This window comes from Herbaspirillum sp. ST 5-3 (assembly GCF_004804275.1).
In the GTDB taxonomy this organism is placed as follows: Bacteria; Pseudomonadota; Gammaproteobacteria; order Burkholderiales; family Burkholderiaceae_D; genus Noviherbaspirillum.
In genome coordinates this window covers 301,491-327,016 of the sequence record NZ_STGI01000001.1, presented here as the reverse complement: position 1 = coordinate 327,016, position 25,526 = coordinate 301,491, and the positions used below count along the sequence as shown (strand labels likewise).

31 protein-coding genes are annotated in these 25,526 nt (G+C 60.4%); 18 read left to right on the top strand and 13 right to left on the bottom strand.

The annotated features are described in order from the left end of the window. Positions 1-139 precede the first annotated feature (139 nt). Positions 140-352: a zf-HC2 domain-containing protein gene (locus tag E6W33_RS01570; RefSeq protein ID WP_136413549.1), complete on the bottom strand. Its 213-nt coding sequence runs from the start codon at positions 350-352 to the stop codon at positions 140-142. Further along, on the bottom strand, positions 352-924 hold the full coding sequence (locus E6W33_RS01565) for a sigma-70 family RNA polymerase sigma factor (protein WP_136413547.1): 573 nt from the start codon (positions 922-924) through the stop codon (positions 352-354). The genes E6W33_RS01570 and E6W33_RS01565 overlap by 1 nt, the downstream gene beginning before the upstream one ends. A 121-nt stretch (positions 925-1,045) precedes the next feature. On the opposite strand from E6W33_RS01565, the gene argB reads away from it, so the two are divergent. Continuing rightward, positions 1,046-1,957, top strand: coding sequence for an acetylglutamate kinase (gene argB, locus E6W33_RS01560; RefSeq protein WP_136413546.1), 912 nt, complete (start codon positions 1,046-1,048; stop codon positions 1,955-1,957). Between the two features lie 66 nt (positions 1,958-2,023). Here the strand turns inward: argB and E6W33_RS01555 are convergent, their stop codons facing one another. After that, positions 2,024-2,833, bottom strand: a complete 810-nt coding sequence (locus tag E6W33_RS01555) for a TraB/GumN family protein (protein WP_247869484.1) — start codon at positions 2,831-2,833, stop codon at positions 2,024-2,026. 170 nt (positions 2,834-3,003) lie between these two features. Between E6W33_RS01555 and E6W33_RS01550 the strand changes: the two genes are divergently transcribed. The 4 genes from E6W33_RS01550 to pabB all read left to right on the top strand — a co-directional run bounded on the left by E6W33_RS01550 (position 3,004) and on the right by pabB (position 7,409). Then, complete coding sequence (locus E6W33_RS01550) at positions 3,004-3,726, top strand: pyrimidine 5'-nucleotidase (protein ID WP_136413541.1); 723 nt, start codon at positions 3,004-3,006, stop codon at positions 3,724-3,726. Positions 3,727-3,751: 25 nt separating this feature from the next. Then, entirely contained in the window at positions 3,752-4,327 is a 576-nt protein-coding gene (slmA, locus tag E6W33_RS01545) for a nucleoid occlusion factor SlmA (RefSeq protein ID WP_136413539.1), read from the top strand. 239 nt (positions 4,328-4,566) lie between these two features. Next, a complete protein-coding gene (locus E6W33_RS01540) occupies positions 4,567-5,457 on the top strand; it encodes a DMT family transporter (RefSeq protein ID WP_136413537.1) in 891 nt (296 codons plus the stop codon). 101 nt (positions 5,458-5,558) lie between these two features. Continuing rightward, positions 5,559-7,409, top strand: coding sequence for an aminodeoxychorismate synthase component I (pabB, locus tag E6W33_RS01535; protein ID WP_136413534.1), 1,851 nt, complete (start codon positions 5,559-5,561; stop codon positions 7,407-7,409). On the opposite strand, the gene E6W33_RS01530 is transcribed toward pabB, so the two are convergent. Then, entirely contained in the window at positions 7,410-8,606 is a 1,197-nt protein-coding gene (locus tag E6W33_RS01530; RefSeq protein ID WP_136413532.1) for a YbfB/YjiJ family MFS transporter, read from the bottom strand. A gap of 4 nt (positions 8,607-8,610) precedes the next feature. After that, on the bottom strand, positions 8,611-9,501 hold the full coding sequence (locus tag E6W33_RS01525) for an EamA family transporter (RefSeq protein WP_136413530.1): 891 nt from the start codon (positions 9,499-9,501) through the stop codon (positions 8,611-8,613). A gap of 189 nt (positions 9,502-9,690) precedes the next feature. Between E6W33_RS01525 and E6W33_RS01520 the strand changes: the two genes are divergently transcribed. Then, positions 9,691-10,089 (top strand): hypothetical protein, encoded by a 399-nt coding sequence (locus E6W33_RS01520; RefSeq protein WP_136413528.1) that lies wholly within the window; start codon positions 9,691-9,693, stop codon positions 10,087-10,089. Here the strand turns inward: E6W33_RS01520 and moeB are convergent. From moeB to gpmA, 5 genes are all read right to left on the bottom strand, one after another. Beyond that, on the bottom strand, positions 10,076-10,837 hold the full coding sequence (moeB, locus tag E6W33_RS01515) for a molybdopterin-synthase adenylyltransferase MoeB (protein WP_136414361.1): 762 nt from the start codon (positions 10,835-10,837) through the stop codon (positions 10,076-10,078). The genes E6W33_RS01520 and moeB overlap by 14 nt on opposite strands. Before the next feature lie 98 nt (positions 10,838-10,935). After that, a complete protein-coding gene (locus E6W33_RS01510; protein ID WP_136413526.1) occupies positions 10,936-12,237 on the bottom strand; it encodes a divalent metal cation transporter in 1,302 nt (433 codons plus the stop codon). Between the two features lie 137 nt (positions 12,238-12,374). Beyond that, positions 12,375-13,856 (bottom strand): S41 family peptidase, encoded by a 1,482-nt coding sequence (locus E6W33_RS01505; protein WP_136413524.1) that lies wholly within the window; start codon positions 13,854-13,856, stop codon positions 12,375-12,377. Between the two features lie 48 nt (positions 13,857-13,904). Next, a complete protein-coding gene (locus E6W33_RS01500) occupies positions 13,905-15,263 on the bottom strand; it encodes a peptidoglycan DD-metalloendopeptidase family protein (protein WP_136414359.1) in 1,359 nt (452 codons plus the stop codon). Positions 15,264-15,347: 84 nt separating this feature from the next. Continuing rightward, positions 15,348-16,094 carry a 2,3-diphosphoglycerate-dependent phosphoglycerate mutase gene (gpmA, locus tag E6W33_RS01495; protein ID WP_136413522.1) on the bottom strand — a complete coding sequence of 249 codons (747 nt, stop codon included), beginning with the start codon at positions 16,092-16,094 and terminating at the stop codon, positions 15,348-15,350. A gap of 121 nt (positions 16,095-16,215) precedes the next feature. Between gpmA and E6W33_RS01490 the strand changes: the two genes are divergently transcribed. The 5 genes from E6W33_RS01490 (at position 16,216) to E6W33_RS01470 (ending at position 18,997) form a co-directional block, all read left to right on the top strand. Then, positions 16,216-16,617: a rhodanese-like domain-containing protein gene (locus tag E6W33_RS01490; RefSeq protein WP_136413520.1), complete on the top strand. Its 402-nt coding sequence runs from the start codon at positions 16,216-16,218 to the stop codon at positions 16,615-16,617. A gap of 13 nt (positions 16,618-16,630) precedes the next feature. Then, positions 16,631-16,894 carry a glutaredoxin 3 gene (grxC, locus tag E6W33_RS01485; protein WP_136413518.1) on the top strand — a complete coding sequence of 88 codons (264 nt, stop codon included), beginning with the start codon at positions 16,631-16,633 and terminating at the stop codon, positions 16,892-16,894. 75 nt (positions 16,895-16,969) lie between these two features. After that, positions 16,970-17,470 (top strand): protein-export chaperone SecB, encoded by a 501-nt coding sequence (gene secB, locus E6W33_RS01480; protein ID WP_136413516.1) that lies wholly within the window; start codon positions 16,970-16,972, stop codon positions 17,468-17,470. A gap of 36 nt (positions 17,471-17,506) precedes the next feature. Then, positions 17,507-17,953, top strand: a complete 447-nt coding sequence (locus E6W33_RS01475; RefSeq protein WP_136413514.1) for an SH3 domain-containing protein — start codon at positions 17,507-17,509, stop codon at positions 17,951-17,953. Between the two features lie 42 nt (positions 17,954-17,995). Beyond that, the gene (locus tag E6W33_RS01470; protein WP_136414357.1) at positions 17,996-18,997 is read left to right on the top strand and encodes an NAD(P)H-dependent glycerol-3-phosphate dehydrogenase; all 1,002 of its coding nucleotides are present in this window, start codon (positions 17,996-17,998) and stop codon (positions 18,995-18,997) included. A 3-nt stretch (positions 18,998-19,000) separates the two neighbouring features. Here E6W33_RS01470 and E6W33_RS01465 read toward each other — a convergent pair whose 3' ends face one another. The 3 genes from E6W33_RS01465 to E6W33_RS01455 are packed head-to-tail and all read right to left on the bottom strand — an operon-like array spanning position 19,001 to position 20,393. Further along, positions 19,001-19,366, bottom strand: a complete 366-nt coding sequence (locus tag E6W33_RS01465) for a cupin domain-containing protein (RefSeq protein ID WP_136413512.1) — start codon at positions 19,364-19,366, stop codon at positions 19,001-19,003. 27 nt (positions 19,367-19,393) lie between these two features. Beyond that, positions 19,394-19,768, bottom strand: coding sequence for a ribbon-helix-helix domain-containing protein (locus tag E6W33_RS01460; RefSeq protein WP_136413510.1), 375 nt, complete (start codon positions 19,766-19,768; stop codon positions 19,394-19,396). Between the two features lie 43 nt (positions 19,769-19,811). Next, complete coding sequence (locus tag E6W33_RS01455) at positions 19,812-20,393, bottom strand: DJ-1/PfpI family protein (RefSeq protein ID WP_136413508.1); 582 nt, start codon at positions 20,391-20,393, stop codon at positions 19,812-19,814. Positions 20,394-20,766: 373 nt separating this feature from the next. On the opposite strand from E6W33_RS01455, the gene gspG reads away from it, so the two are divergent. Genes gspG through gspM form a run of 7 tightly spaced genes read left to right on the top strand, consistent with a single transcriptional unit; the run spans position 20,767 to position 25,515 of the window. Next, positions 20,767-21,231 (top strand): type II secretion system major pseudopilin GspG, encoded by a 465-nt coding sequence (gspG, locus tag E6W33_RS01450; RefSeq protein WP_136413506.1) that lies wholly within the window; start codon positions 20,767-20,769, stop codon positions 21,229-21,231. 38 nt (positions 21,232-21,269) lie between these two features. Next, the gene (locus tag E6W33_RS01445; RefSeq protein WP_136413504.1) at positions 21,270-21,731 is read left to right on the top strand and encodes a GspH/FimT family pseudopilin; all 462 of its coding nucleotides are present in this window, start codon (positions 21,270-21,272) and stop codon (positions 21,729-21,731) included. A 4-nt stretch (positions 21,732-21,735) separates the two neighbouring features. After that, positions 21,736-22,113 (top strand): type II secretion system minor pseudopilin GspI, encoded by a 378-nt coding sequence (gene gspI / locus E6W33_RS01440; protein ID WP_136413501.1) that lies wholly within the window; start codon positions 21,736-21,738, stop codon positions 22,111-22,113. After that, on the top strand, positions 22,113-22,766 hold the full coding sequence (locus E6W33_RS01435; RefSeq protein ID WP_348983143.1) for a prepilin-type N-terminal cleavage/methylation domain-containing protein: 654 nt from the start codon (positions 22,113-22,115) through the stop codon (positions 22,764-22,766). The genes gspI and E6W33_RS01435 overlap by 1 nt, the downstream gene beginning before the upstream one ends. Then, a complete protein-coding gene (gene gspK, locus E6W33_RS01430; protein WP_136413499.1) occupies positions 22,763-23,725 on the top strand; it encodes a type II secretion system minor pseudopilin GspK in 963 nt (320 codons plus the stop codon). Before E6W33_RS01435 ends, gspK begins: the two co-directional genes overlap by 4 nt. Before the next feature lie 15 nt (positions 23,726-23,740). Continuing rightward, positions 23,741-24,991: a type II secretion system protein GspL gene (gene gspL, locus E6W33_RS01425; protein ID WP_136413497.1), complete on the top strand. Its 1,251-nt coding sequence runs from the start codon at positions 23,741-23,743 to the stop codon at positions 24,989-24,991. Further along, a complete protein-coding gene (gene gspM / locus E6W33_RS01420; RefSeq protein ID WP_136413495.1) occupies positions 24,988-25,515 on the top strand; it encodes a type II secretion system protein GspM in 528 nt (175 codons plus the stop codon). The genes gspL and gspM overlap by 4 nt, the downstream gene beginning before the upstream one ends. Positions 25,516-25,526: the final 11 nt, after the last annotated feature.

Sequence of the window (25,526 nt, the reverse complement as noted above, 5' to 3'; positions counted from 1 at the left end):
GATCTTAGAAGGGCTTGGATCGTATTTTATTGCGTATTTTTTGCAGGAAGTCGCGTTTTGTTCGGTGTGAGGCACCGACTGTCATCATTTTTTCCGCAGTGCGTCAAATTCATGATGTTATGTTTTGCCGGCCTTTCGGTCACGTCCGGTCGCGTTCATTGTCGTTTTCGGCGAGAGAGCCCAGTTGACGCATTGCGCGCCGGATCAGTTGCATCTGAGCCGTGAAATTCTGGCAAGCGGTGCATACCAGCAAGTGCATGCGCACACGCGTGCGCTCCAGCAACGACAGCTGACGGTCGAGGCCCTCGGAGGTGAGACGGTGTACTTCCTTGCAAGTGGGCTTGAGTGACATTATGTGGCGTTCCCTGATTTGCCAAACCAGTTCAGGTCAAGGCATTCGCGCAATTGCACGCGCGCACGATACAGCATGACCCAGGCATTAGACGTGGAAATCCGCAATTCCTTACAGATTTCGTCGGTGTCGAGTTCCAGCCATTCCCGCATCATGAAGATGCGCGCGGTTTTTGCCGGCAAACGCTCCAGACAGATTTCCAGGACACGAAAAAAATCCTTTTGTTCGAGCGTTGCATCCGGATCGCCCCATTGCCGCGGCATATCCACCGTATGGCCGTCCGGCTTGAACAGCGCGTCGATCACCTCGGCATCCGACTGGTCTGCTTCGGCTTCGATGGGCACTTCGCGCTTTGATGCACGAAGCACATCGACGATCTTGTGTTTCAGGATGCCGGTCACATAGGTGCGCAAGGAGGACTGGCCGGCGAAACGCTCCGGCTTCTCCAGGACGGCGATCAGCGCATCCTGGACCACATCTTCGGCGAGGCTGTCATTGCGAAGCTGTAAAGCGGCAAAACGCACCAAGGCGGGGCGCAGGCTTTCGAGATCCTGAAGCAAACTGGCAGTCATATGCGCCTCATTGTCATTTGCGCAAAAGCCTAGCGGATCGGCCGGGGAAATACAAGAAAGCCGCCGAGAAATCGCCGCGCTTTCCCTGTAAAATCGCGAAAATCAATTTTCAGGACTTGCCATGACCGATTTCTCCGATTCTCAAACCGACCTCACCGGAGTTGCGCCGCAAATCAAGGCGGAAATCCTCGCCGAAGCCTTGCCGTACATCCGCAAATTCCATGGCAAAACCATCGTCGTCAAGTACGGCGGCAATGCGATGACCGAAGAGCGCCTGAAACACGGCTTCGCACGCGATGTGATCCTGCTGAAACTGGTTGGCATGAATCCGGTGGTGGTGCATGGCGGCGGCCCGCAAATCGACAGCGCGCTGAAGAAGATCGGCAAGCAGGGCACCTTCGTTCAGGGCATGCGCATCACCGACGAAGAAACCATGGAAGTGGTGGAGTGGGTGCTGGGCGGCGAAGTGCAGCAGGATATCGTGATGCTGATCAATCATTACGGCGGGCAGGCGGTTGGTTTGACCGGCAAGGACGGCGGCTTGATTCGTGCGCGCAAGATGCAGATGCCGGACAAGGAAAATCCGGGCAAATTCCTCGATATCGGCTTTGTGGGCGAGATCGATGCCATCAATCCGGCAGTCGTGAAGGCGCTGCAGGATGATGCCTTCATCCCCATCATTTCGCCGATCGGCTTTGGCGAGGACGGGCAGGCGTACAACATCAACGCCGATCTGGTGGCGGGCAAGATCGCGGAAATCCTGAAGGCGGAGAAGCTGATCATGATGACCAATATTCCCGGCGTGATGGACAAGCAGGGTAATCTGCTGACCGATTTGTCGGCGCGCGAGATCGATGAGATGTTTGCGGACGGGACGATTTCAGGCGGGATGCTGCCAAAGATTTCGTCGGCGCTGGATGCGGCGAAGTCTGGGGTGAATACCGTGCATATCATCGATGGCCGGATCGAGCATTCGCTCTTGCTCGAGGTGCTGACGGAGCAGGCGTTCGGGACCATGATCCGCTCGCATTGATTGTTGTTGCAGTCATTCCCGCGCAGGCTCGCCGACACTGACACCGGCGGGCCGCCTGCTTTTGTTTCAGTACAGCTTTTCCACTTCATATCCCCGCGCGCGCAGCAGATTCGGCAGTCCCTGCTCTCCCACCAGATGCAGCAGGCCGATACCGACAAAAATCGTCTTGTCGTTCTTCAGCAGTGCCTCGATCTTGTTCGCCATTTCGGGGTTGCGCTTGCCGAGCAAGACTTGGCGCATGAATTCCGATGAAGCCGTCTTTTCATTCGGCAGATCACGCACGATGTCATCCAGCGCCTTGCCGTTGGCATTGGCCCAGGCGTCGATCAGGGCTTGTGCGCGCTTCAAGGCCTGGCCATCGCTGAGTTCTGCCAGGTTCTCGCGCAGGTATTGCTCCTGCATCGCATCCGTCATGTCGTCGAACAGCGACATCTGATATTCCGCCGATTCCAGTTCCTGCACCGCCTTGGCCTGCTTGTCGACGAGGGACAGCAGGAACATTTCAATGCCGTCGCTGCGCCGATAGCCGTTGCGCTCGAGGTCGATGCCGATCAGGAGATTGGCCACGATCCAGGGCTTCATGTGACGGATGTTTTCAAACGGGAGTCCGAACTTTTTCAGCGTGCCTCGAAGCTGTGCCACGCTGTCCGGCGACAGATGATGTTCGATCGTGTCGCCGCCGGCGTAGACGCCATGCTTCTGCAAGGCGGCCTGAAATGGCGCATCATCACGGACATCGAGTTCCAATACGAGTTTGCTTGAACTCGTCAGCGCACGGGTGACTTGCGGTTCAAGCGGGAAGAAGCTGGGCAGGCCGACGTGAATGGTGCCGAACAGGTAAGCCGTGTTGTTGTGGTGGCGGATTCGATACAGCATACCGCGCTGCGGAGGAGTGGCTGCTTGTGCTGTAGCGCCGGCTGCTGCATTATTCTCGGCATGCGCGAACGGGAAAAAAAGACCGATCAACGCGCTTAACAAAAAAACAATCCCGCTCTTCATGATTCTCCCTGAGCCTGTTGCGACCGGCTTTGAAATGACTCTATCAGATGCCCAAGCCGATTTGGTTGTTCGATCTCGACAACACCTTGCACAATGCATCGCATGCGATTTTCCCGGCGATTAACGCGAACATGAATGCATTTATGGCAAAGGTGCTGGGCGACGGCGAAACGCTCGCCGATGCCGACACCGTGAACGCCGCGCGGCTGGCGTACTGGAAGCGTTACGGTGCCACCTTGATCGGCATGATCAAGCATCACAATGTGCGCATGGAGGACTTTCTCCGTGAAGCGCACCAGTTCGACAATCTCGCCGAGATGATTCGCGCCGAACGCGGCCTGGCGCGCCTGCTCAAGCGCCTGCCCGGGCGCAAGATCCTGCTGACCAACGGCCCGCGCCGCTATTCGCAGGAGGTGATGCGTCATCTCGGATTGCATCGGCATTTTGCCAAGCACATCGCCATCGAATCGATGATGGTGCACCGCCAGTTGCGGCCCAAGCCCTCCAGGCTCCTGCTGCGCAAGCTGATGGCCAGGGAGCGTGCGATGCCGCGCCAGTGTGTACTGGTAGAAGACACTGCCGATACCCTGAAAGCCGCGAAAGCGCTGGGCATGCGCACCGCCTGGGTCACGCAGTATCTCGCGACCAATCCGAATCTGCGCCAGGCTGCGGGAAACCTGCCGCATCCCGCTTTCACAAAGCGCCCCTTTTACGTCGATGTCAAAGTAAAATCAGTAATGAAACTACCGGCAATGCTTCATCGGCTATAACGGATTGCTTACACCTACTACTATCATGGCAACTACCAAACCGGGCGAACGCAAGCTGCAAATCCTCCAAACGCTGGCAGGCATGCTGGAACAGCCAAAGGGAGAAAAGATCACCACCGCAGCGTTGGCGGCGAAACTGGACGTGTCGGAAGCAGCGCTGTACCGGCATTTCGCCAGCAAGGCGCAGATGTTCGAGGGGCTGATCGAATTCATCGAATCGACCGTGTTCGGTCTCATCAACCAGATCAGCGAACAACAGGAAAACGGCTTGTCCCAGGTGCAGGCGATCATCGGCATGCTGCTCAATTTCGCCGAACGCAATCCGGGCATGACACGGGTGCTGATCGGCGATGCACTGGTCAATGAAGACGAACGTCTGCAGGTACGCATGAACCAGTTCATCGAACGCGTCGAGCTGGCGATCAAGCAGTCGCTGCGCATTGCAGTCACGCAGGGCCAGGCGCGTGAAGAGGACGTTGCGGTGCGCGCCAATCTGATCACCAGCCTGGTGGTCGGCCGCTGGCACCGTTTTGCCAAGAGCGGCTTCAAACAGAGCGCGGTGGAAAACGCACAGGCGCAAATCGGCATGCTGCTGGGTTGATGAGAAGTCGACGAAAAAGTATCGACGTTTTTTGACTCCCTGATCCGAATTTGCTTTGTTTGTTGCACTGATCGAGACCGATTGGTGCGGCGCGACCCTTCATAAAATTTCTTTTGTTCGGAGTCGCGCCATTCCGGATTGCCTTGTCTACTGCGACCGAGCCATGACTGCCGATCGCGTCCTGCGTGGAACGCCAAAGCTCAGTACACTCTCAGTCTTTGCGCTTCCGACATCGGCACATGACCTCGAACAAGAGCTTCCCCGCATTTGCGTTTGCTGCGCTGCTATTGGGTGGCATGGCGATCGGCTTCGCCGGCATCCTGATGCGCCTGTCCGATGTCAATCCTCTCGCATCGGCGTTCTGGCGCATGGCGCTTGCGGCGCCGTTCCTGTGGATGTGGGCGCTGGCCGTGCGTCGTCAGGATGAGGCGGCGAAAAAGCGGACTGACTTCACCAAGGCTCTGGTGCTGGCCGGGATCTATTTCGCCGGCGACATGGGCGTCTGGCATCTGTCGCTGCACTACACCACCGTCGCAAACGCGACCCTGCTGTCGAACTTCGCGCCGATCTTCATCGCGCTGTGGATGTGGATCGCCCATCGTGTGCGGTTCGCGCGCATTTTTGTGGTCGGCATGGTGATCGCACTGGTCGGCGCGGTGATGCTGGTCGGGGCAAATGCACCAGACAGTGCGCACGGCGGCGGGCACAAGCTGCTGGGCGATACCCTGGGATTGGCGAGCGCGATCTTCTATGCGGCCTATCAGCTCGTCGTCAAAGACGCGCGCAACGCGTATTCGACCGCGCGCCTGATGGCGTGGAGCACCACGGTGACCGGGCTCGCCCTGTTGCCGTTCGCACTGACGGCGCCGGGCAATTTCTGGCCTGCCGAGATGACGGGTTGGCTGCCCTTGCTGGCCTTGGCCCTGGTTGCACAGATCGGCGGACAAACCGTGATCGCCTACGCATCGGCGCATCTGCCGGCTTCACTGTCCTCGGTGAGCTTGCTGATACAGCCTCTGACGGCGGCTGTTGCGGCATGGATCATTTTTCAGGAAGCGATCGGGCCGATTCAGATGGCCGGCGGCGCCTTGTTGTTGTGGGGCATTTACCTGTCGAAACGCGGCAGCTGAGGAATCGAGCGCAGGGTGCCATTGGCTTACAATACCGGTTTTCGCGCTCCCTGATTTGAATTCGCGGCCGTGCGACCGCTTTCCGACTGCCTGATACCGTCTTGGATTCCTCCTTCCATCCTTCTGCCGACTGCTTCGCGCTGCTCGACGACTGCGACGCCAGCGCCTCCGATCCGCGCTCGCGCCTGCACAGCGGCTATGTCGGCAGCCTGAGCTGCCGCAGCGCCACGGAGCTGCCCGACTTGCTGCAGGCCATGCAGGATGCATTGCGGCAGGGGCGGCATGCCGTCGGCCTGTTTGCGTACGAGCTTGGGGCGGAGCTGCATGGCATTGCGCCGCATGCGGACATGCCGCCGCTGGCGCAGATTCTCCTGTTCGAGCGCTGCGAACGATTGTCATCGGCGCAGGTGGAAGCATGGCTCGCCGAGCGCACGCACGACGCACCGCGCGCGGGCATTGCTGACGTGTCGGCCAATGTCAGCGAACAGGAATTCGCAACGGCAATCGAACGCATTCATGGCTATATCGAAGCCGGCGATACCTACCAGATCAATTACACCTACCGCCTGCGTTTCGACGCCTACGGCAGTCCGATTGCCTTGTATCGCCGGTTGCGCGAGCGCCAGCGTGTGCCGTACGGGGCAATGATTGTGCTGCCGGACGGACGGGCTGTACTGTCCTTGTCGCCCGAGCTGTTTATCCAGCATGCGCAAGGCGTGATGACCGCGCGTCCCATGAAAGGCACGGCTGCCGCCAGCGGCGACGCGCAGAGCGACGCGGAACGTGCGGCAGCGCTTGCCGCCGACACGAAGAACCGCGCCGAGAATCTGATGATCGTCGATTTGCTGCGCAATGACCTTGGCCGCATCGCACGCTTCGGCTCAGTGCATGTGCCCAGGCTGTTCAGCGTTGATCGCTACAGCAGCGTGCTGCAGATGACATCCACGGTGCAGGCCCGGGTGCGCGACGATGTTTCCCTGACAGACGTGTTTGCCGCGCTGTACCCCTGCGGTTCGATTACCGGTGCGCCCAAGCGCCGTACGATGCAAATCATCCGCGAACTGGAACCGGAAGCGCGCGGCATTTACACCGGTGCGATCGGCTGGTTCGAAGCGCCGCAGGAAGGCCGCAGTCTCGGCGATTTCTGCCTGTCGGTGCCGATACGGACGCTGGCACTGCAAGCACCCCAAGGCGGCATGCGCAAGGGCGAGATGGGTGTCGGTGCGGGCATCGTGCATGACAGCGTCGCCGCCGATGAATTCGCCGAGTGCAGACTGAAGGCCCGCTTCCTGACCGGACTGCCGAATGACTTTGAACTGCTCGAAACGATGTGCGCAAGCCGAAGCGAAGGCGCCCGCCATCTCGATCTGCACTTGAAACGCTTGCGCGCGTCGGCCGCGTATTTCAGTTTCAACTTTGACGAGCAAGCGATCCGGGACAAGGTGCGCCAGTCCTGCGACATGCTGCCATTCGACGATGCATTCCGCATGCGGCTGGCATTGAGACAGGATGGAAGCTGCGTGATTCAGACCGGGCCGCTGGCGCCGCTGGCGACTCCGGTCAAGATCCTGCTCGCGGCCAGCGCAACCGCGTCCGAGGACTTGTTCCTGCGCCACAAGACCACGGTACGAGAAAAGTATGACGCGGCATGGCGTGCGGCCGAAGCGCAGGGTGCATTCGACATGCTGTTCTGCAATGAGCGCGGCGAATTGACCGAAGGAGGGCGCAGCAATGTGTTCATCAAGATCGACGGTCGCTGGCTCACGCCACCGCTGGCGTCAGGATTGCTGCCCGGCGTGATGCGTTCGATCCTGCTCGCCGATCCCGCATGGAATGCCGAGGAGCGGTGCCTGACCGTGGAGGACTTGCGCAGCGCGGAGGAAGTCGCGGTCTGCAATGCGCTGCGCGGCGCTCTGCCAGCGCAGATCGTGTGGGACGCTGCAGAACGCTGATCAGTCGCGTGCCAGCGCACGCTGCCTTGTCGCCAGCGCGGCACCGACAAACAAGGCGACCGCGGAAAACACCAGGCCGCGCTGCAAACCTCCCGCCGTATCCGAGATCCAGCCGACCACCGTCGGGCCTGCGATCTGCCCGAACGCAAACACCGTCGTGAATCCGCTGATGCCGGTCGACCACGCCTCGGAAGGCAGATTGTGGCGCACCAGCGCCGTGGTGGACGCCACCACCGACAGGAACACCGCACCGAACAGCGTTCCCGAGATGAACACGGCCAGCGGTGCGCTGCTCAGTACCGGCAGCAAGGTCGCCACGCCCAGCAGAGCGTTCAGGATCGCCAGTGACTGTCCGCCCTTGAAGCGGTCCAGCATGTGGGCCCAGATGCGCGAGGAGGCCACCACCGCCAGCCCCAGCAGGGCATAGAAGGCCGTGATCGCCGGTGCGGACATGCCCTGTTCCTTCAGCAGCGCGATGACGAAAGTCATGTAGCCGATATAGCCGACGCCGAACATGAAATAGCCGGCCAGCCCGAAGGCGAACGAGCGAATGCGGAAATGGCTGTGGCCGCCGCTTGCGGCCGGCTTGCCCTCGATGTGGTGCGCCGGCTGCGCCATCAGCAAGGTCATCAGAAAGCAAACGCCGCCCAGCGCCAGCCATGCCCATTGCCAGGCATGCACCGCCTCTCTTGCCGCGGCGGCGCTCAGGACGGCGGGGACGAGCAGGGCCGACAAGCTGATGCCGAATCCGGTGCCGCCATAGTACAAACCGATCAGAAAGCCGGCCCGTTCCACATGCAATGCGGCCAGGCGCGCTGCCAGCACGCCTCCGGCGATGAAGATGAATGCGCTGGCAATACCGGCCAGCACTCGCTGCAGCAACAGCATGTCGGCGTCCGTCACGAAGCCGGACAGGGCCATGAACACGCTGGCCAGCACAGCGCCGCCGATCAGGGCGGTTTGCGCTCCCCAGCGGCGCATCAGCATCGGCGTGATCAAGGCGCCGACGAAATAGCCGAAGGCATTGGCGGTATTCATCGCCCCGGCCAGCAAATACGACCAGCCGAGGTCGGCGCGCATCGGCGGCAGGAGCAGTGCGTAGGAAAAGCGCGTCAGGCCGAGCGAGATGGCCGCGCCCATCGACAAGGCCAGGGCCGTCAGCAGGGGATGGCGAATGGCGAAGTCGTGTTTGCGCATGGATTCAGCGTTCCGGGTTGACTGGTTCGTGACGCGATGCCGACAAGACCATGCCCATCGACATTAAGACGATTATCCCGCCGACCAGGGTCGACAGTCCGACCGATTCATGCAGAAAGAGGAAGCCCCACAGCATGCTGAACAGCGGGATCAGGAAGGACACGCTCATGGCGCGCGTCGGGCCGACCTTGACGATCAAGGGAATGAACAGGGCCTGCGCCACGCCGGACGACAGCAGCGAGATGGCGATGATGCAGCCAATCGCCAGCGGCGACGGCATGGCATGCGGCAGGGAAAACGGTATGCTCGGCGCCATGATTAACCCGCCCAGCGCAAGCGAGCCGGTTGCCATCGCAATCGGATGAATGCCGCCGGGGCGGCCGGTCTTTTTCACGATAATGCTCGACAAGGCATAACAGGCAGCCGCAACCAGGCACGCACCGATGGCAAGCAATGTCGCAGCGGTGATCGGCAAGGTGCCTGCGCCGACCAGGATCGCGACACCGATGACGCCGAGCACCAGCCCGCCCAGCTTGAGCATCGTCAGGCGCTCCGCCAGCCAGACCACCGAAAACACCGCGCCGAACAGCGGTGCGGTGGCATTCAACACGGCGGAATGCGCCGCGGGCAAATACAGCGCGGCGAACGAAAAGCAGGAAAACGGAATCGCGCCGGCAAACAGTCCGACCACCACGAAGGGCTTCAGGTTCTTGCGCCAATCCATTCTGACGCCGGTCAGCGCAGCGAAGACCATCAAGGCAGTGCCGGCCAGCGAAGTGCGCAGCGTGGCGGTCAGGACTGGGCCGAATTCCGGCGCCGCGACGCGCAGAAAAATGAATGAGCCTCCCCAAATGGCGGCAAGAAAAACCAGCTTGATGAGATCGGCTGCGGGCATGAACGAAGATGGGAATTGCTTGGGAGGAAAGAAAACAGCCGTTCGATTGTAGCACTGCCCCTTTCGCCGTGCCGAAGGGTGCGTTGCATCCAATCGCGGTGCGGCGCGGAGTCCGAGCCTGTAAGCCGGTTGATACAAGCCAAAGAGCGACGCAGGGAATCGCCAATAATCATGTCAGGGGAGACTGACATGTTCAATCGAAAATCCGGATGCGCCATTTTACCGGCGGGCTTGGCTGCAACCGTCGCGGGCGTCGTCGTTGCGATTTCGCTGGCAGCGTGCCGCAGCGATGATATGAAAAGGGAAACGGCGGCGGACGGTTTCGTCAGTACAGCGGCAAACGTGGCGGGCGATAGCGGGAATGCGAGCGACGCCGTCGATGCGACACAAGCCTTGCCTGCGGAATCACGCCATTTTGCCGTGTACAGCGTCTATCGTGCGCTCTTCGACGAGCCGGTGACAGAGACTTCCGGCACGAGCGATATTATCGGCAATTCCATGATGGAGAGCGCGACGTCGATCAGCGCCGAGCGCACTGTGCAAATGGCTCCGACGTGCTCGATGCGCGCGTTGATCATGCAGGATTAGCCGCATTCCCGCAGACCGGGCAGGCAGGCGTGCGCGCAATCTTGATGCTGGTCCACTCCATATGACGCGCGTCCAGCAGAAGAAGGCGCCCGGCCAGGGATTCCCCCACCCCGGCGACCAGCTTCAGTGCTTCCGCCGCCTGCATGGCGCCGATGATGCCAACCAGCGGCGCGAACACGCCCATGGTTGAACACAGCACCTCCTCGAATTGCTGTTCCGGCGGAAACAGACACGCATAGCAGGGCGCATCTTCGTGGCGCGTATCGTAGACGGAAATCTGGCCGTCGAAGCGGATCGCCGCGCCCGACACCAGCGGCACCTTGTGCGCGACGCAGGCGCGATTGACCGCATGCCGGGTGGCGAAGTTGTCGCTGCAATCCAGCACGACGGTGGCCTGTCGTACCAGTTCCGAAAGGCGTTCGCCTTCCACGCGCTCATTCAAGGCGCATACCTCGACCTCGGGGTTGATCCGGGCCAGCGTCTGCTTGCCGGACTCGGCCTTCGGCTGGCCGACGCGCTCGGTGGTATGCAGGATCTGGCGCTGCAGGTTGGTGAGATCGACAGTGTCGTTGTCGACCAGCGTGATCTTGCCGATGCCGGCCGAAGCGAGGTAGTACGCGGCGGGGGAGCCGAGGCCCCCTGCGCCGATGACCAGCGCGTGCGCAGCCAGCAATTTTTCCTGGCCCTCGATGCCGATCTCGTCGAGCAGGATATGGCGGGAATAGCGGAGAAGTTGATTGTCGTCCATGGAGCTGTTTTGCTTGCCGAGCCGGAGCGGCTCATTCATCAAGCTCATTCTAAAGTGCACGGAGGGTCCGCACCAGCTTTTCTCCGCCATGACACGCGCTAGTGCATCAATGCCCAGAACATGGCGCCCACGGCGGCGGCCATCATGACGGTCGCCAGCCACCCGGCGATTCGCAGCCGTGCGCCGATCACGAAGCGTCCCATGATTTCCCGATGCCCGGCCATCAGCATCATCACGGCCATGATCGGCACCGAGATCACGCCATTGATGACTGCGCTCCAATACAGTGCCTTGATCGGATCGACCGGTGTGAAGCACAAGCCGATCCCGCCGAGCGTCGCAACGGCAATGATGCCGTAGAATTTTTTCGCCGTCGCGGGCGTGTGTTCAAGTCCGTCCGTCCAGTTGAATGCGCCCGCCATGGCGTACGCGGCGGATCCCGCAAGGGCCGGGACCGACAGGAGCCCGGTGCCGACGATTCCCATGCTGAAGAGCAGGTAGGCAAATTGCCCGGCGATGGGCCGCAGTGCCGTTGCAGCCTGCGCCGATGTCTGGATGTCCGTGATGCCGTGTGCATGCAGCGTCACCGCTGCCGTCAGGATGATAAAGAAGGCGACCAGGTTCGAGAATCCCATGCCGATGATGGTATCGAGCCGTATGCGTCTGAAATTCGCTTTCGCCTGATCGGGAGCCTCCTTCAGCGGAGAGGATGCCGGGTTGGCCTGTTGCTCCTCAACCTCTTGTGACGCCTGCCAGAAGAACAGGTAAGGGCTGATCGTGGTGCCAAACACTGCGACGATGGTGGTGATGAACTCCGGCGTCCACGACAGGCGTGGCAGGAACGTCGCCGCGGCGGCTTTGCTCCATGGAACGTCGACGACCAGCGCCGTCGCGACATAGGCCAGCAAGCCCAGTGTCAGCCATTTCAGAAAGCGGACGTACCGACTGTACGGAATGAACACCTGCAGCAGGAGCGAGACGATGCCGAGCGTTGCCGCATAGAGATGCGGCGGCCCGCCTATGAGCAGGGCGAGGGATTCGCCCATGGCAGATACGTCGGCGGCGATATTGATCGTGTTGGCAACCAGCAGCAATCCGACGACGGAATAGACCAGCCAGGCAGGATAGTGAATGCGCATGTTGCTCGCCAATCCCTTGCCGCTCACACGGCCGATCTTTGCGCTGACGATCTGGATACCCACCATCAAAGGATAGGTGAAGAACACCGTCCAGAGCATGTTCAAGCCGAATTGCGCGCCGGCTTGCGAATAGGTGGCGATACCGCTGGGGTCGTCGTCGGCGGCGCCGGTTATCAGTCCCGGACCAAGCTTTTTTACCCAGGACTGTTTTTGCGCCGGCAAGCTGCGTGGGGATGCAGGCAACGCTGTCGGGTCTTGCATGTTTCTGTCTCCGGCGGGCTTCCTCTGTGTAAATTACCCTTTGTCGGGCCCGAAGGCATGACAACACGCAAAACATGCGTCTTGCCGCAAAAGAAAAAGGCCGCATCGCTGCGGCCTTTTGTCAGTGCAAGGGAGGCTTATTTCTTCTCGCCGTGCCCGTTACCGTTTCCGTTCTTGTCACCGTTCTTCTTTTCGTTGATGGTGTTTTCCTTCTTGCTTTCGATCTGCGCAGACTTGGAAAGCTGCACCGGCATGCCTTTCAGGTGGTTCAGCGCCTGTGCCAGCTGGAAGTCGTCCTTGCTGCCGAACTCGAGCGGCTTGCGCTTTTTCTCGAGGGCGGCGATGCGCTGTTCTTCTTCCAGTTCATCGATCTTGCGCGCCGCTTCATCCTTGTCCTTGTCGTTGTGCAGGTGCTTTTGCAGGTCCGATTCACGCAGGCGCAGGCCGTTCAGCCCGTCGCCGTCGGCGTATTCATCCACCAGCAAGTCAGGCACGATGCCCTTGGCCTGGATCGAGCGGCCGTTCGGCGTGTAGTAGCGCGCCGTGGTCAGCTTGACCGCGGTGTCGGCGGTCAGCTGGCGGATGGTCTGCACCGAGCCTTTGCCGAAAGTCTGCGTGCCCATGATGGTGGCGCGCTTGTAGTCCTGCAGGGCGCCGGCGACGATTTCCGATGCGGAGGCGGAACCGGTGTTGACCAGCACGACCATCGGCACTTTCTTGATGGCATCCGGCAGTTTCGCCAGCGGGTCGTTTGCCGCCATGCGCGAGGAGGTGTAGAACTCGCGGCGTGCATAGAAAGTCTGCTTCGAATCCGGCAACTGTCCGTTGGTGGAGACGACAGGCACATCCTTCGGCAGGAAAGCGGCCGAGACGCCGATCGCGCCCGGCAGCACGCCGCCCGGATCATTGCGCAGGTCGAGCACGAGGCCCTTCAGGTTCGGGTCCTGTGCATAGATTGCGCTGATCTTCTTGGACAGGTCGTCCACGGTCGGTTCCTGGAACTGCGCGACGCGCAGCCAGGCATAGCCGGGTTCGATCACCTTGGACTTCACGCTTTGCACGCGGATTTCCTGACGCACGATGGTGACGATGATCGGCTTGTCTTCATCCTTGCGGGCGATGGTCAGCGTGATCTTGGTGTTCGGCTCGCCGCGCATGCGCTTGACCGCTTCATCCAGCGTCAAACCCTTGACCGGCGTGTTGTCCAGGCGGGTAATGAGGTCACCGGCTTTCAGGCCGGCCTTGAACGCAGGCGAATCCTCGATCGGCGAGATGACTTTCACATAGCCGTCTTCCATGCCGACTTCGATGCCGAGGCCGACGAACTTGCCCTGCGTGCCTTCGCGCAATTCCTTGAAGGCCTTCTTGTCGAGATAGGCGGAATGCGGATCGAGCGATGCGACCATGCCGGAAATCGCTTCTGTCAGCAGTTTCTTGTCTTCGACAGGTTCCACGTAATCGGTCTTGATCAGACCGAATACATCGGCTAGCTGGCGCAGTTCTTCCAGGGGCAGCGGGGCGGTGTTCTTTTGCGCGCTCGCGTCGAATTGCATCGAACCGGCGATGCCCGCGATGACGCCTAAACCGATAAGGCCGAAGTTCTTAAGTTTGCTGCTCATGTCTCCACCTGAAAGTTGCACAAGCCTGGCTGTCCGGCACACTCGTGGTCATTTTGCGAATGTGCCTGACAGCCAGGCTAGCGGATCGATTGCGCGGCCTTGATGCCGCATTTCAAAGTATAAACCCGATTGTTCGTTGCCGCCGCTATTGCCCGCGCTGGCAATGATTTCGCCCGTTTTGACAATATCACCAACGCGTTTCAGCACCGCCTGGTTGTTGCCGTAGATGGTCATGTACTGATCGCCATGGTCGACGATGATCAGATTGCCAAAGCCGCGCAGCCAATCGGCAAAAACGACCTGGCCACCGGCCACGGCCTTGACATCCGCGCCTTCCGCCGTGCGGATGAACAAACCTTTCCAGCTCGGGCCGTCACCGCGCTTGCTGCCATATTTGGCGACCACGTCGCCCTTGACCGGAAGCCGCAGTTGCCCGCGCAGCCCCCCGAATGCTGGCCAGTTCCCACGGCCAACAGACCCGTCTTGGACGCCGCCATCCGGCGTGAGTTCATTTCGTCCCAACAATTTTGGTGGTGCATCATCGTCAATTGCATCAGGATTACGACCCGGTGTTTTGACGGAACTCAGCTTTGCCGCCGCCGCGGCCTCGGTTCTTGCCTTCGCCCGGGCGAGTTGCTCCTGGCGACGCCGCTCCTGCGCGGCAGCTTCGGCCTTTCGTTGCTCTTCGATTAATTTTGCCAGCTTGTCGACAAGCCCGGCGAGCCTTTGGTCATCGCGCTCGATATTGCCGGCCTGCTTGCGCTGCGCGGCCAATTTGTTCGACAGTTGCGCGAGCAGGGTCGCGTGGTGCGCCTTTTCCTGCTCCAGCCGGGCTTTTTGCTGGCGCTGTTCCTGCGCGATCTGGTCGAGCTCGCCCTTGGCTTCCTGGGTTGTCGCCTTGTTGTCTTCGATCGCGTGGAGATTCGCGCGCAGCGAGCCGATCAGTTTTGCCTGCGCCTGCGAGACGTAGCCCATGTACTGCAGGTCGCGGTTGATGCGGTTGGGATTGTCGCCGGAAAGCAGCAGCTTGATCCGGTCTTCGTTGCCGGCCATGTACTGTTCGCGCAGCAAGGTCGCGAGGCGCTTCTGCTGGTCGGCGATGGATTTGGCGAGCCGGTCCTGTTCTTCCGACAAGCGTGTAATTTTGGATTCGATCTCGTGCTGGTCCTGATCCAGCTCGTGCAGGGCGCGATTGGCCTGCGAAATCGCCTCTTCCGAATGCGCGAGCGCATCGGCTGCATGGCTTTTGGCTGTTTCGGTCTGGGAGATGTCGTGCTTGAGCGCGTCGAGTTTCTTCTGCAACTCGGCGCGCTCGGCCTCGGCCTCGTGCTTCTGGCGCGTGCGTTCGCTGACCTTGGCCGCAAAGCTTGCGGTGTGGAGCAGCAGCGCGGTCACTCCGAGCGCAATGAGGCATCTTCTCCCGAAGGACGTGCGATCAAACAAGAAGATTCCTATCAGGTTCCGAAGTGACGAATGGGCTGCATGGCGAGCTTACTTGGCTTTTCCCTGGCTGGCGACCGCCTTCATGGCCGCTTCAATTGCCGCCTGGTCGCCCAGGTAATAGCTCTTGATCGGCTTCAGATCGGCATCCAGCTCATACACAAGCGGCTGGCCGTTCGGGATGTTCAGGCCGACGATGTCCTTGTCGCTGATGCCGTCCAGGCTCTTGATCAGCGCGCGCAGGCTGTTGCCGTGGGCGGAAACGAGGATTTTCTTGCCGGCGCGGATGGCAGGAGCAATCGACTCATCCCATGCAGGCATCACGCGCGCCACGGTGTCCTTCAGGCATTCGGTGAGCGGAATCTGTTCCTTTTTCAGGCTGGCATAGCGCGGGTCGTTATACGAGGTGCGCGGATCGTTCGGCTCCAGCGGATTCGGCGGGGTGTCGTAGCTGCGGCGCCAGATCAGAACTTGCTCGTCGCCGTACTTGGCTGCGGTCTCCGCCTTGTTCAGGCCCTGCAGGGCGCCGTAATGGCGCTCGTTCAGACGCCAGTCGTTCACTACGGGCAACCACATCAGGTCCATCTCGTCCATGGTCAGCCACAGGGTGCGGATCGCGCGTTTGAGCACCGAGGTGTAGGCGAGGTCGAAGGTGAATCCGGCTTCCTTCAGGATCTTGCCGGCCTGGCGTGCCTCGGCGATGCCTTTTTCCGTCAGATCGACGTCCGTCCAGCCGGTAAAACGATTGTCCAGGTTCCACGTGGATTCGCCGTGACGCATGAATACGATTTTGTACATGGTTCAGTAATGAAGAGAAATAAGGAATTTATAAGATGATGCCGTGATTTGGAAATCCTGTTTCGGCTTCTATTTTATAATGTCGGGATTGCTTAAAACCATTTAGGACCATTGGAGTACTGTGAAATTCTTCCTCGACAACATCTGGCTGATCGGCATTGCCCTCATTTCCGGCGGTGCCTTGCTCTGGCCAAACCTTCAGCGCCGCGGCAGCAGAGTGTCCCTTTTGCAGGCGACGCAACTCATCAATCAGGGCAAGGCCGTGATTGTCGATGTGCGTGAGCCGGCAGAGTTCGGCGCCGGGCATTTGCGCGACGCAAAGAACATTCCATTGAAGGAACTGTCGAACAGGATCGGCGAACTGGACAAGTTCAAGTCGAAATCCGTGATCGTCGTTTGCCAGTCCGGCACGCGCTCGGCCAAGGCTGTGGCAGCGCTCAAGAAGGCCGGATTCGCGGAGGCGTTCAGCCTGGACGGCGGCGTCGCCGGCTGGCAGGCGCAGGGCCTGCCGATCGCGAAGTAATGGAGCAGCAATCATGACCGCACGTGTTGTAATGTACAGTACCGCCGTCTGCCCGTATTGCATCATGGCGGAGCGGCTTCTGAAGTCCAAGGGCGTCGAAAACATCGAAAAGATCCGCGTCGATCTGCAACCGGAACAACGCGCCGAAATGATGCAGAAGACAGGACGCCGTACCGTGCCGCAGATCTATATCGGCGACACGCACGTCGGCGGCTTCGACGACTTGAGCGCATTGGATCACGCGGGTAAGCTTGATCCGCTTCTGCAAGGCGCATAACGCTTGGCAGCTTGAACCGAAGGGACGGCATATGCGCCGTCCTTTTCCTTATTATTACACTCACGAAAGTAGCCCATGTCCGACCAAAACCAACAACCCGTATTCCAGATCCAGCGCGTCTACCTGAAGGACATGTCACTGGAGCAGCCCAATTCGCCGGCAATTTTCCTGGAGCAGGAAGCACCGAACATCGAGGTCGCCGTCGACGTCGGCGCCGAAGCGCTGGCCCAAACGATTTTCGAATCGACGGTCACGATTACCGTCACCGCCAAGATCAAGGACAAGGTTGCTTTCCTGGTTGAAGGCAAGCAGGCAGGCATCTTCGAAGCGGCCAACATTCCGCCGGAACAGCTCGACCCGCTGCTCGGCATCGGCTGCCCGAACATCATCTACCCGTACCTGCGCGCGAACATCGCCGACATGATCACCCGTGCCGGTTTCCCGCCGGTGCATCTGGCCGAGATCAATTTCGAAGCGTTCTACCAGCAGCGCCTGCAAGCTGTGGCGGAACAGCAGCAGAAAGAAGGCGGCTCCGGTCTCGTCATGCCCGACGGCACGGCAGCTACCAAGCAGTAACAAGCTGCGGTTTTCACGAGAACAGGGAGGGTGTTGATGAAATCTGCGCGATTGCTCGTCTTGTCCATGCTGCTGCTGTCCGCAGCGGGCATTGCACAAGCGCTGGAGTTCAAGTCCGTTGGCGCCGCACCTGCAGTGCTCTACGACGCGCCCTCGGCGAAGGGCCGCAAGGTGTTCATCGCGCCGCGGGGCATGCCTGTCGAAGTCGTGCTGACCTATGGTGAATGGACCAAGGTGCGTGACGCCGCCGGCGATCTGGCCTGGGTTGATTCCAGGCTGTTGAGCACGCGGCGCAACGTGATTGTCAGCGCGGCAAATGCGCGCGTGCGCGAAGCCGCCTCCGACGCTTCCGCCATCGCGTTTACCGCAGACAAGGGCGTATTGCTGGAACTGGTCGAACCCGCCGCGGGCGGCTGGGTCAAGGTGCGCCATCGCGACGGGCAGGGCGGATTTGTGCGCGCGTCCGAAGTCTGGGGTGAATAAGGGCCTATGTCAGCCAACTCCGCTTTCAAGACGCATCAGCCGATGAATGTCACCATCCTCGGTGCCGGCGCCTGGGGCACCGCGCTCGCGATCGTGCTGTCGGACCGCCATCATGTCGTGCTGTGGGGCCGAGAGGAAGACGCCATGCGCGAGGCAGCAGCCAAGCGCGAGAATGCGGCTTACTTCCCCGGCTTCGCGCTACCGCCCAGCCTCAAGGTGACGTCCGATTTTGAATCGGCCGTAGCGAATGTGAATACCGGTGGCGAGCGTTTGCTGATTGTTGCGTCTTCCGTTGCCGGATTGCGTCCGCTGGCGCAGCGGCTGCAATCCCATCGCATTCCCAACATCGTGTGGCTGTGCAAGGGCTTTGAAGAAAAGACCCAACTGCTGCCGCACCAGATCGTGCATGAAGAACTCGGCGCGGCCATTCCGCATGGCGCATTGTCCGGGCCGTCGTTCGCGCAGGAAGTCGCACGCGGCCTGCCGTGTGCGCTGACCATTGCCTCCGATTCGCCGGAGCTGCGCGACTGCGTGGTGCGCGCCATTCATGGTCGGTCGATCCGTGTGTACTCGACCGATGACCTGATCGGCGTCGAGGTGGGCGGTGCAGTAAAGAATATCCTTGCCATCGCCACCGGCGTCATTGACGGCATGGGACTGGGCATGAATGCGCGTGCCGCACTCATCACGCGCGGCCTGGCTGAAATTACGCGCCTGGGCATCGCGCTTGGCGGACGTCCCGAGACCTTCATGGGGCTGGCAGGCATGGGCGACCTGATTCTGACTTGCACCGGCGATCTGTCGCGCAATCGGCAGGTTGGCCTTGGCCTGGCACAGGGCAAGAAGCTCGATGCGATCGTCGCCGAACTCGGGCATGTCGCCGAAGGTGTGCGTTGTGCGCAATCGGTGCGTTTGCTTGCGCACGCTCATGGCGTCGATATGCCGATTACCAATGCAGTGGCGGCGGTCCTGTTCGATGGCGATTCGCCGCGCGAGTTGGTGGAAAGCTTGTTGTCGCGCGACCCGCGGATCGAGTCTGCCTAGACATTAATTAGAATGCTTGGCGGCACCTGAGCCAGACGGATCAGGCTTGCGCAGGATCGTCATCAGCACCGATGTATTTTCCAGAGCATTCAACGCATACGGCACGTTGCCTTCAAGATAGAGCATCTCACTGGCCGTCAAGACTTGCGTCTTGTCATGTGCCTGCACTTCCACCGTTCCCTCGATGCATTGAATCGTGATTTCCCCCGGGACATGATGTTCGGGAACGGACCTTCCTTTTGCCAGCACGACGCGCATCACTTCAAGGTCCGCCGTTCTCAGTAGCGCGGTAGACGCGGTTTGCGTCAGCTTGTCGCCGAGCGGACGAATATCGATTTTTTCTCCGGAAGTGGCGTGGTGCAGCGACATGGGCGATCTCCTTGCTCGATGCGGGTTTTATCGAGACTGCATCAGCACCATGTTTGTTCCATTGTTCATCGTGGGCGCACCGCCGGTCATCAATTTGGCACCCGCAAGCGGTATGCGTTTGTCGGTGGAGATCGCGCCGTCGACCATCAGTGACAGGTAGCGCAGACAACATACGCGCAGGAAGGAGGTGAAATTGTCGATTTCACCCCGGTATTCGACCAGTTCATCGTACAGCTTGGTGATCAGTTGATTGACGCTCATGCCGTCGCGCGTGGCGATTTCTTCCAGCGCATGCCAGAACAGGTTCTCCAGACGGATGGATGTGACTGCGCCATGCAGCCGGATGGAGCGCGCACGGCATTCGTAGAGGTGTGGATCGGCCTTGACGAAGATTTCACACATGGGCGCTCCTGCGTTGGTTGTATGCTCCGGTCGTTTGCTAAGGTTATAGCACAATCTCCGTGCCCAGTAATTTGAGGAATTGCGCGATCCATGCGGGGTGCGCGGGCCAGGCTGGCGCGCTGACGATGTTGCCGTCGGTAACCGCTGCGTCCACTGCGATTTCGGCATAATGTCCGCCTGCCTGCTCGACTTCCGGACGGCAGGCGGGATAGGCGGAGCAGCGCTTGCCTTCGAGAACGCCAGCCGCGGCGAGGATCTGCGCGCCATGGCAGATCGCTGCAATCGGTTTTTTCGCTTGCGCGAAATGGCGCACGGTTTCCAGCAGCGTCGCGTTGAGCCGCAGATATTCAGGCGCACGTCCGCCGGGAATCAGCAGTGCATCATAGGAAGCCGGTTGCACCGCGTTGAAATCGTGCGTCAGAGTGAAGCGATGGCCCGGCTTCTCGGAATAGGTCTGGTGGCCCTCGAAATCGTGGATCGCGGTGACCACGAAGTCGCCCGCCTTCTTGTCCGGACACACTGCGTGGACTTCGTGACCGACGGCGCGCAAGGCCTGGAACGGGACCATGATTTCATAATCTTCACCGAAATCGCCGACCAGCATGAGGATGGTTTTGGCAGCCATGATCTTGTCTCCTTTGAAGTTGTAAGGAGGGTCATTGTTCGCCTTGTCGTCATGGAGCGGGTAATCGCCGGTTACTACGTGCGGAGACAATGCATTGACCAGTCTTGAAATGGCGCGCTTTGCCCTGCAGATCAATGTCGCCGTACGGTTCCGGAAATAAATTTTTTTCCTGCGAAGCGTGGATATTCATCCAGGAATCAAACACCCAAGAGACAGAAAATCCGCGAATTTTGTGCTTTGCAGCACTTTTTCCGTATGCTGCTGTCCTACCTCTTTTCACTATTCGGAAGTATGCAGCTTGCGCTGGGGCAAGCTGATGTCCTTCCTTGGCTTTATACTAATGTTCATTTGTCATTCTCGAAAAGAAACTTCCATGATCGCTAACCTTGCCTTCTCACCACGCCGCAAGCTCGCCAAAGCCGTCAGCCGCGGCTTTACCCTGATTGAAATCATGGTGGTGGTTGTCATCATGGGTATTCTGGCGGCGTTGGTGGTGCCCAAGCTGATGGGCCGCGCCGACGACGCACGCATCACTGCCGCCAGGCAGGACATTGCGACCCTGATGCAGGCGCTCAAGCTGTACAAGCTGGACAACCAGCGTTACCCGACCACCGAGCAGGGCTTGCAGGCATTGGTCGCCAAGCCGACCAGCGGTCCTGCGGCGAATGGCTGGAAGAGTGGCGGGTATATCGATAAATTGCCGAAGGATCCGTGGGGCAACCAGTATCAATACCTGTCCCCCGGTGTCAAAGGCGAGATCGATATTTTCTCCTACGGTGCCGACGGACAGCCGGGCGGTGCCGGTAACGACGCAGATATCGGTTCGTGGGATCTATAGTCAACGCTTCTCTCTCGTACGCCGCGCGCGGGCCCCGCATGAAACAGGCGCGCGGCTTCACCTTGCTTGAATTGCTGGTGGTGCTGGTGATCGCCGGCATTCTGATGGGCGTGGTCGCTTTCAATGCGATGCCGGGCGAGCGGCAGGCATTGCAGAACGAAGCGCAACGCATCGCACTCCTGCTGCAGCTCGCGCGCGATGAGGCGATCGTGCGCAATCGTCCGATTGCATTCGAGGCGGATTCCGAACGCTACCGTTTCCTGATCCGCGATGGCGACAAGTGGGAACCGCTGTCGCAGGACGATTTGCTGCGTGAACGCGAATTCAAGCGGGCGCCGATTGCCTTGTCGATCAGCCCGCCGGTCGCGGCGGAAAACAATCCCCTACGCATCATCTTCGGCCGTGAACCGGTCGACAAGCCGTTTGTGCTGACCATGGCAGCGGGCGATGCCAGTGTCGCAGTCCGCGCCGACGGCATCGGCCATTTCGTGGTGGAGTGAACGCATGCATCGCCGCCTCTCCCGATCCTCAGGATTCACACTGCTCGAAGTGCTGGTTGCACTGGTCATCGTCGGCACGGCGCTGGGTGCAAGCCTGCGCGCCGTCGGCAGCCTGACGCAGAACAGCAATGGCTTGCGCGCATCCATGATGGCGACCTGGTCGGCGGAAAACCGCCTGGCGCAGATTCGTCTCGCGCATGAATACCCGGCTTTCGGCAAGCGCAGCTTCGATTGCTCGCAAGGCGATCTGCGCCTGACCTGCGAAGAGGAAGTGTTCGCGACGCCGAATCCGTTTTTCCGACGTGTCGAGGTCAGTGTGTTCGATGGCGACAACATGGATCGCCGCATCATCAAGCTCGCCCAAGTGGTGTCGCAGGGGTGATGATGAACGGGAAACGACGCGGTTTCACCCTGATCGAATTGCTGGTGGCCATCAGCGTGCTGGCTATCGTTGCGGTGCTTGGATGGCGCGGACTCGACAGCATCATCCGGGCGCGTGTTGCGCTGACCAGTGAACTGGAAGAGACACGCGGGCTGCAGCTCGCGTTCGCACAGATGCAGAGCGATTGCGGAAATATTGTGGACCAGGGCACGATCGGAGCGGGGCGACAGATACTCGATACGCAGGCCGGAAGATTGAGCCTGGTGCGCACCGTGTTTGCCGAAAATCAGCCCTCGCGCATCCAGGTAGTCAGCTACCGGCTCGAGAACGGCGTATTGATTCGCCGGGAATCACTGGCAACGCGGGATTTGAATGAACTGGACACGGCATGGAAGGCAGCAACCAGCAACGGAGAAATCGGCCCGGCAGTTGCCCTGAACTCCGACATCGACAATATGGCCATCCGGGTCTGGAAGGAAAGCACCGGCTGGACGAGCGATGCGAGCATTGCACCGACACCCGCGCCCGCACCCGCACCCGTGCAGGGAGCGGCGCCCCTTAACCCGGCGGTGCCGAGCGGCGTCGAAGTGGCTTTGCACATGCGTAATCGCGGCGCCAGGCTGGTGAAGATCTTCCTGCTGGGGCCGGCATGAGAATGCAACCCATCCTGCATCAGCGCGGCGTGGCGGTCATCACCGCCTTGCTGTTGACTACGCTCGCGATCACCATCGTCGCCAGCCTGTTCTGGCAGCAGCAGGTACAGGTGCGCTCGATCGAAAACCAGCGCTTGCAGTTGCAGAAGCAGTGGATACTGCGCGGTGCGCTGGACTGGACCAAGCTGATCTTGCGCGAGGACAAAAAGACTGACTCACGGACCCGCAGCATAGTTGATCATCTCGGCGAGCCCTGGGCGGTTCCTCTTGCCGAGACCCGGCTCGATCAATACGTGGAGAACGGACGGACGGAGACCGATGTCCCCGATGCCGCGCTGTCCGGTGGCATCGTTGACGCCCAGTCGCGCTTCAACATCACCAATCTGTACCCGCCACCGAGCGGGCCCGTCGACGCGGACGAGGTGGCGGCCTTCGGGAAGCTGCTGACCAATGTCGGACAGAATCCGGCACTCGCTCGTGCTACCGCGGAGTTGATGCAGTCCGCGCTCAGCCGCCCGGCCGCGTCGACCGGCAGCACCAATCCGCAATCGCAGCCGCTGACGATCTCTTATGTTGACGACTTGCTGGCCGTACCCGGTTTTACCCCGGAGATACTCGCAAAGTTGAGGGATTTCATTGTGGTTCTGCCGGTGAGGACTAATATCAACGTCAATACCGCCGCGCCGGAGGTTCTGTCTGCCAGAATTGCTACACTGTCGCTTTCGGAGGCAGCATCATTGGCTGTCAATCGGGAAAGCGCATGGTTCAAGACCAACGCTGAATTCACCGGTCTTCTGCCGAAGCAGGCGTCGGTCAAGCCGAACACGATTTCGGTCAGCACGAACTATTTCCTCGTGAATGGCAAGGTACGCCTAAGCCGCGCAACGATGGACATGCAGGCCTTGATCGAGCGCCAGGATAACGGCAACACAAAAATTCGCTGGATCCGAGAAAACTAAGAAGAAAGAGATATCTTGAGCACACTGTATATCCGGCTGCCGTCGCATGCCACCGCAGAGAGCCAGCAACCCGGCATGCCGCTGTATTGCCAGTTCGCGTCGGCAGGCAACAGCGGCGCGATCGAGCGGGAAGGGGTGGCGGCGCTGTCCGAATTATCCGAACTGGTCGGCAAATCCCAACGCACGGTCTTGCTGCTCGCGGCGAGCGATGTCACCTTGCTGCGCGTGAAAATGCCGCCCCTGTCCGGCGCGCGCCTGAAAGCGGCGCTGCCCAATCTGGTGGAAGATCAGCTGATGAGCGATCCCGCCGAATGCGCTGTCGTCGGCGGCGAGATGCATGAAGGCGTGCGCACGGTCGCGGTTGTGCAGCGTTCGTGGCTGGAGATATTGAACAGGACCTTGATTGGACTCGGCGCGCGCAGCATCAGCGCCGTGCCTTCGCAGTTGTCCCTGCCGCGCAGGAATGAGGCGGCAAGCGCGGCCGTTTCCGAGCACGGCACCGATATCGACATCGCCGTGCGCATGGGCGAACAGGACGGCATCGGCCTGTCGATCGTCGCCGATCAGCCCGAGTCTGCGGCATTCGACGCGATGCAGTCATTGAGCGCGGTCGTACCGCATGGACCGATCGACTTGTACGTGCCGCAGGCCCGCGTGCGCGACTACGAGGAATCCCTGCATGTCGCGCCGCCCTTGCAGGAGCGCATCACCATTCATGCCGACAGCTGGCAGCGCTGGATCGCTGGCGCGGGCAAGACCTCGATCGACATGATGAGCGGACTGGGCGCGGCAAGCGGCCCCAGTTTCGACTGGCGCCCATGGCGCTGGCCTCTTGCGCTGGCGGCGGCAGTGCTGCTGGTCAATATCATTGGCCTGAACGTCGACTGGATGCGCATGAAACGCGAGGCCGACGTGCTGCGCAACGGCATGATCCAGACCTACAAGTCCGCTTATCCGAAAGATACCGTCATTGTCGATCCGCTGGCGCAACTGCGGCAGAAGATGGCCTCCGCGCAGCGTGAGTCCGGCGAAATCGCTCCGGACGATTTTCTCGCGCTGTCCGCGGCGGTTGGCGAAGCCTTGTCCAGCGCCGGCAAGAGCGGTTCCGTCGTGGCGTCGCTGGAATATCACGATCGCGCCTTGACCGTCAAATTCAAGCCCGACGCCGGTGTTTCGCTTGAGCAAATGCGCGGTGCGCTGGCCGCACGCAATGTGACTGCCTCGCAGCCGGCCTCCGGCACCTGGCTGGTCAGGAGCACCAAATGAACGCAAGGAACGCACGCACCACTCAGTTGAGCGGCCTGAAGCAGTCGCTGTCGACGTTCTGGAGCGAACGCAACAAGCGCGAGCAGAACATGCTGCTCGCTGCCATTGCCGTCATCGTGCTCGGCCTGATCTACGTCTTGTTCATCGATCCTGCGCTCAGCGGCCGTACGGACATGGCGAAGAAACTGCCGGCCTTGCGCCAGCAGGCTGCGGAGGTGCAGGCACTGGCCAAGGAATCGACGACCGTGTCGCGCAAGAATGCTGGCCCGGTTACGACGATGACCAGGGAGAGCATCGAAGCGGCTCTCGCGGGCAAGGGATTGAAGCCGCAGAATGTTACCGTGACCGGCGAAATGGCGAAGCTTCAATTGAACAGCGTGTCCTTCGCCGGCATCACCGACTGGCTGGCGGACATGCAGCGTACCGCCCGCGTGTCGGTGGTCGATGCGAAGGTCGAAGCACTGACGCAACCCGATATGGTCAATGCAAGCTTCACCCTGCGCCAGCAGAAAAGCGAGCAATGATGCGGGTTCAT

Bases quoted from the DNA above. Each gene is read 5' to 3' on its own strand.
- E6W33_RS01570 (WP_136413549.1), bottom strand. From the start codon at position 352: ATGTCACTCAAGCCCACTTGCAAGGAAGTACACCGTCTCACCTCCGAG.
- E6W33_RS01565 (WP_136413547.1), bottom strand. From the start codon at position 924: ATGACTGCCAGTTTGCTTCAGGATCTCGAAAGCCTGCGCCCCGCCTTG.
- argB (WP_136413546.1), top strand. From the start codon at position 1,046: ATGACCGATTTCTCCGATTCTCAAACCGACCTCACCGGAGTTGCGCCG.
- E6W33_RS01555 (WP_247869484.1), bottom strand. From the start codon at position 2,833: ATGCTGTATCGAATCCGCCACCACAACAACACGGCTTACCTGTTCGGC.
- E6W33_RS01550 (WP_136413541.1), top strand. From the start codon at position 3,004: ATGCCCAAGCCGATTTGGTTGTTCGATCTCGACAACACCTTGCACAAT.
- slmA (WP_136413539.1), top strand. From the start codon at position 3,752: ATGGCAACTACCAAACCGGGCGAACGCAAGCTGCAAATCCTCCAAACG.
- E6W33_RS01540 (WP_136413537.1), top strand. From the start codon at position 4,567: ATGACCTCGAACAAGAGCTTCCCCGCATTTGCGTTTGCTGCGCTGCTA.
- E6W33_RS01530 (WP_136413532.1), bottom strand. From the start codon at position 8,606: ATGCGCAAACACGACTTCGCCATTCGCCATCCCCTGCTGACGGCCCTG.
- E6W33_RS01525 (WP_136413530.1), bottom strand. From the start codon at position 9,501: ATGCCCGCAGCCGATCTCATCAAGCTGGTTTTTCTTGCCGCCATTTGG.
- E6W33_RS01520 (WP_136413528.1), top strand. From the start codon at position 9,691: ATGTTCAATCGAAAATCCGGATGCGCCATTTTACCGGCGGGCTTGGCT.
- moeB (WP_136414361.1), bottom strand. From the start codon at position 10,837: ATGGACGACAATCAACTTCTCCGCTATTCCCGCCATATCCTGCTCGAC.
- E6W33_RS01510 (WP_136413526.1), bottom strand. From the start codon at position 12,237: ATGCAAGACCCGACAGCGTTGCCTGCATCCCCACGCAGCTTGCCGGCG.
- E6W33_RS01505 (WP_136413524.1), bottom strand. From the start codon at position 13,856: ATGAGCAGCAAACTTAAGAACTTCGGCCTTATCGGTTTAGGCGTCATC.
- gpmA (WP_136413522.1), bottom strand. From the start codon at position 16,094: ATGTACAAAATCGTATTCATGCGTCACGGCGAATCCACGTGGAACCTG.
- grxC (WP_136413518.1), top strand. From the start codon at position 16,631: ATGACCGCACGTGTTGTAATGTACAGTACCGCCGTCTGCCCGTATTGC.
- secB (WP_136413516.1), top strand. From the start codon at position 16,970: ATGTCCGACCAAAACCAACAACCCGTATTCCAGATCCAGCGCGTCTAC.
- E6W33_RS01475 (WP_136413514.1), top strand. From the start codon at position 17,507: ATGAAATCTGCGCGATTGCTCGTCTTGTCCATGCTGCTGCTGTCCGCA.
- E6W33_RS01470 (WP_136414357.1), top strand. From the start codon at position 17,996: ATGAATGTCACCATCCTCGGTGCCGGCGCCTGGGGCACCGCGCTCGCG.
- E6W33_RS01465 (WP_136413512.1), bottom strand. From the start codon at position 19,366: ATGTCGCTGCACCACGCCACTTCCGGAGAAAAAATCGATATTCGTCCG.
- E6W33_RS01460 (WP_136413510.1), bottom strand. From the start codon at position 19,768: ATGTGTGAAATCTTCGTCAAGGCCGATCCACACCTCTACGAATGCCGT.
- E6W33_RS01455 (WP_136413508.1), bottom strand. From the start codon at position 20,393: ATGGCTGCCAAAACCATCCTCATGCTGGTCGGCGATTTCGGTGAAGAT.
- gspG (WP_136413506.1), top strand. From the start codon at position 20,767: ATGATCGCTAACCTTGCCTTCTCACCACGCCGCAAGCTCGCCAAAGCC.
- E6W33_RS01445 (WP_136413504.1), top strand. From the start codon at position 21,270: ATGAAACAGGCGCGCGGCTTCACCTTGCTTGAATTGCTGGTGGTGCTG.
- gspI (WP_136413501.1), top strand. From the start codon at position 21,736: ATGCATCGCCGCCTCTCCCGATCCTCAGGATTCACACTGCTCGAAGTG.
- E6W33_RS01435 (WP_348983143.1), top strand. From the start codon at position 22,113: ATGATGAACGGGAAACGACGCGGTTTCACCCTGATCGAATTGCTGGTG.
- gspK (WP_136413499.1), top strand. From the start codon at position 22,763: ATGAGAATGCAACCCATCCTGCATCAGCGCGGCGTGGCGGTCATCACC.
- gspM (WP_136413495.1), top strand. From the start codon at position 24,988: ATGAACGCAAGGAACGCACGCACCACTCAGTTGAGCGGCCTGAAGCAG.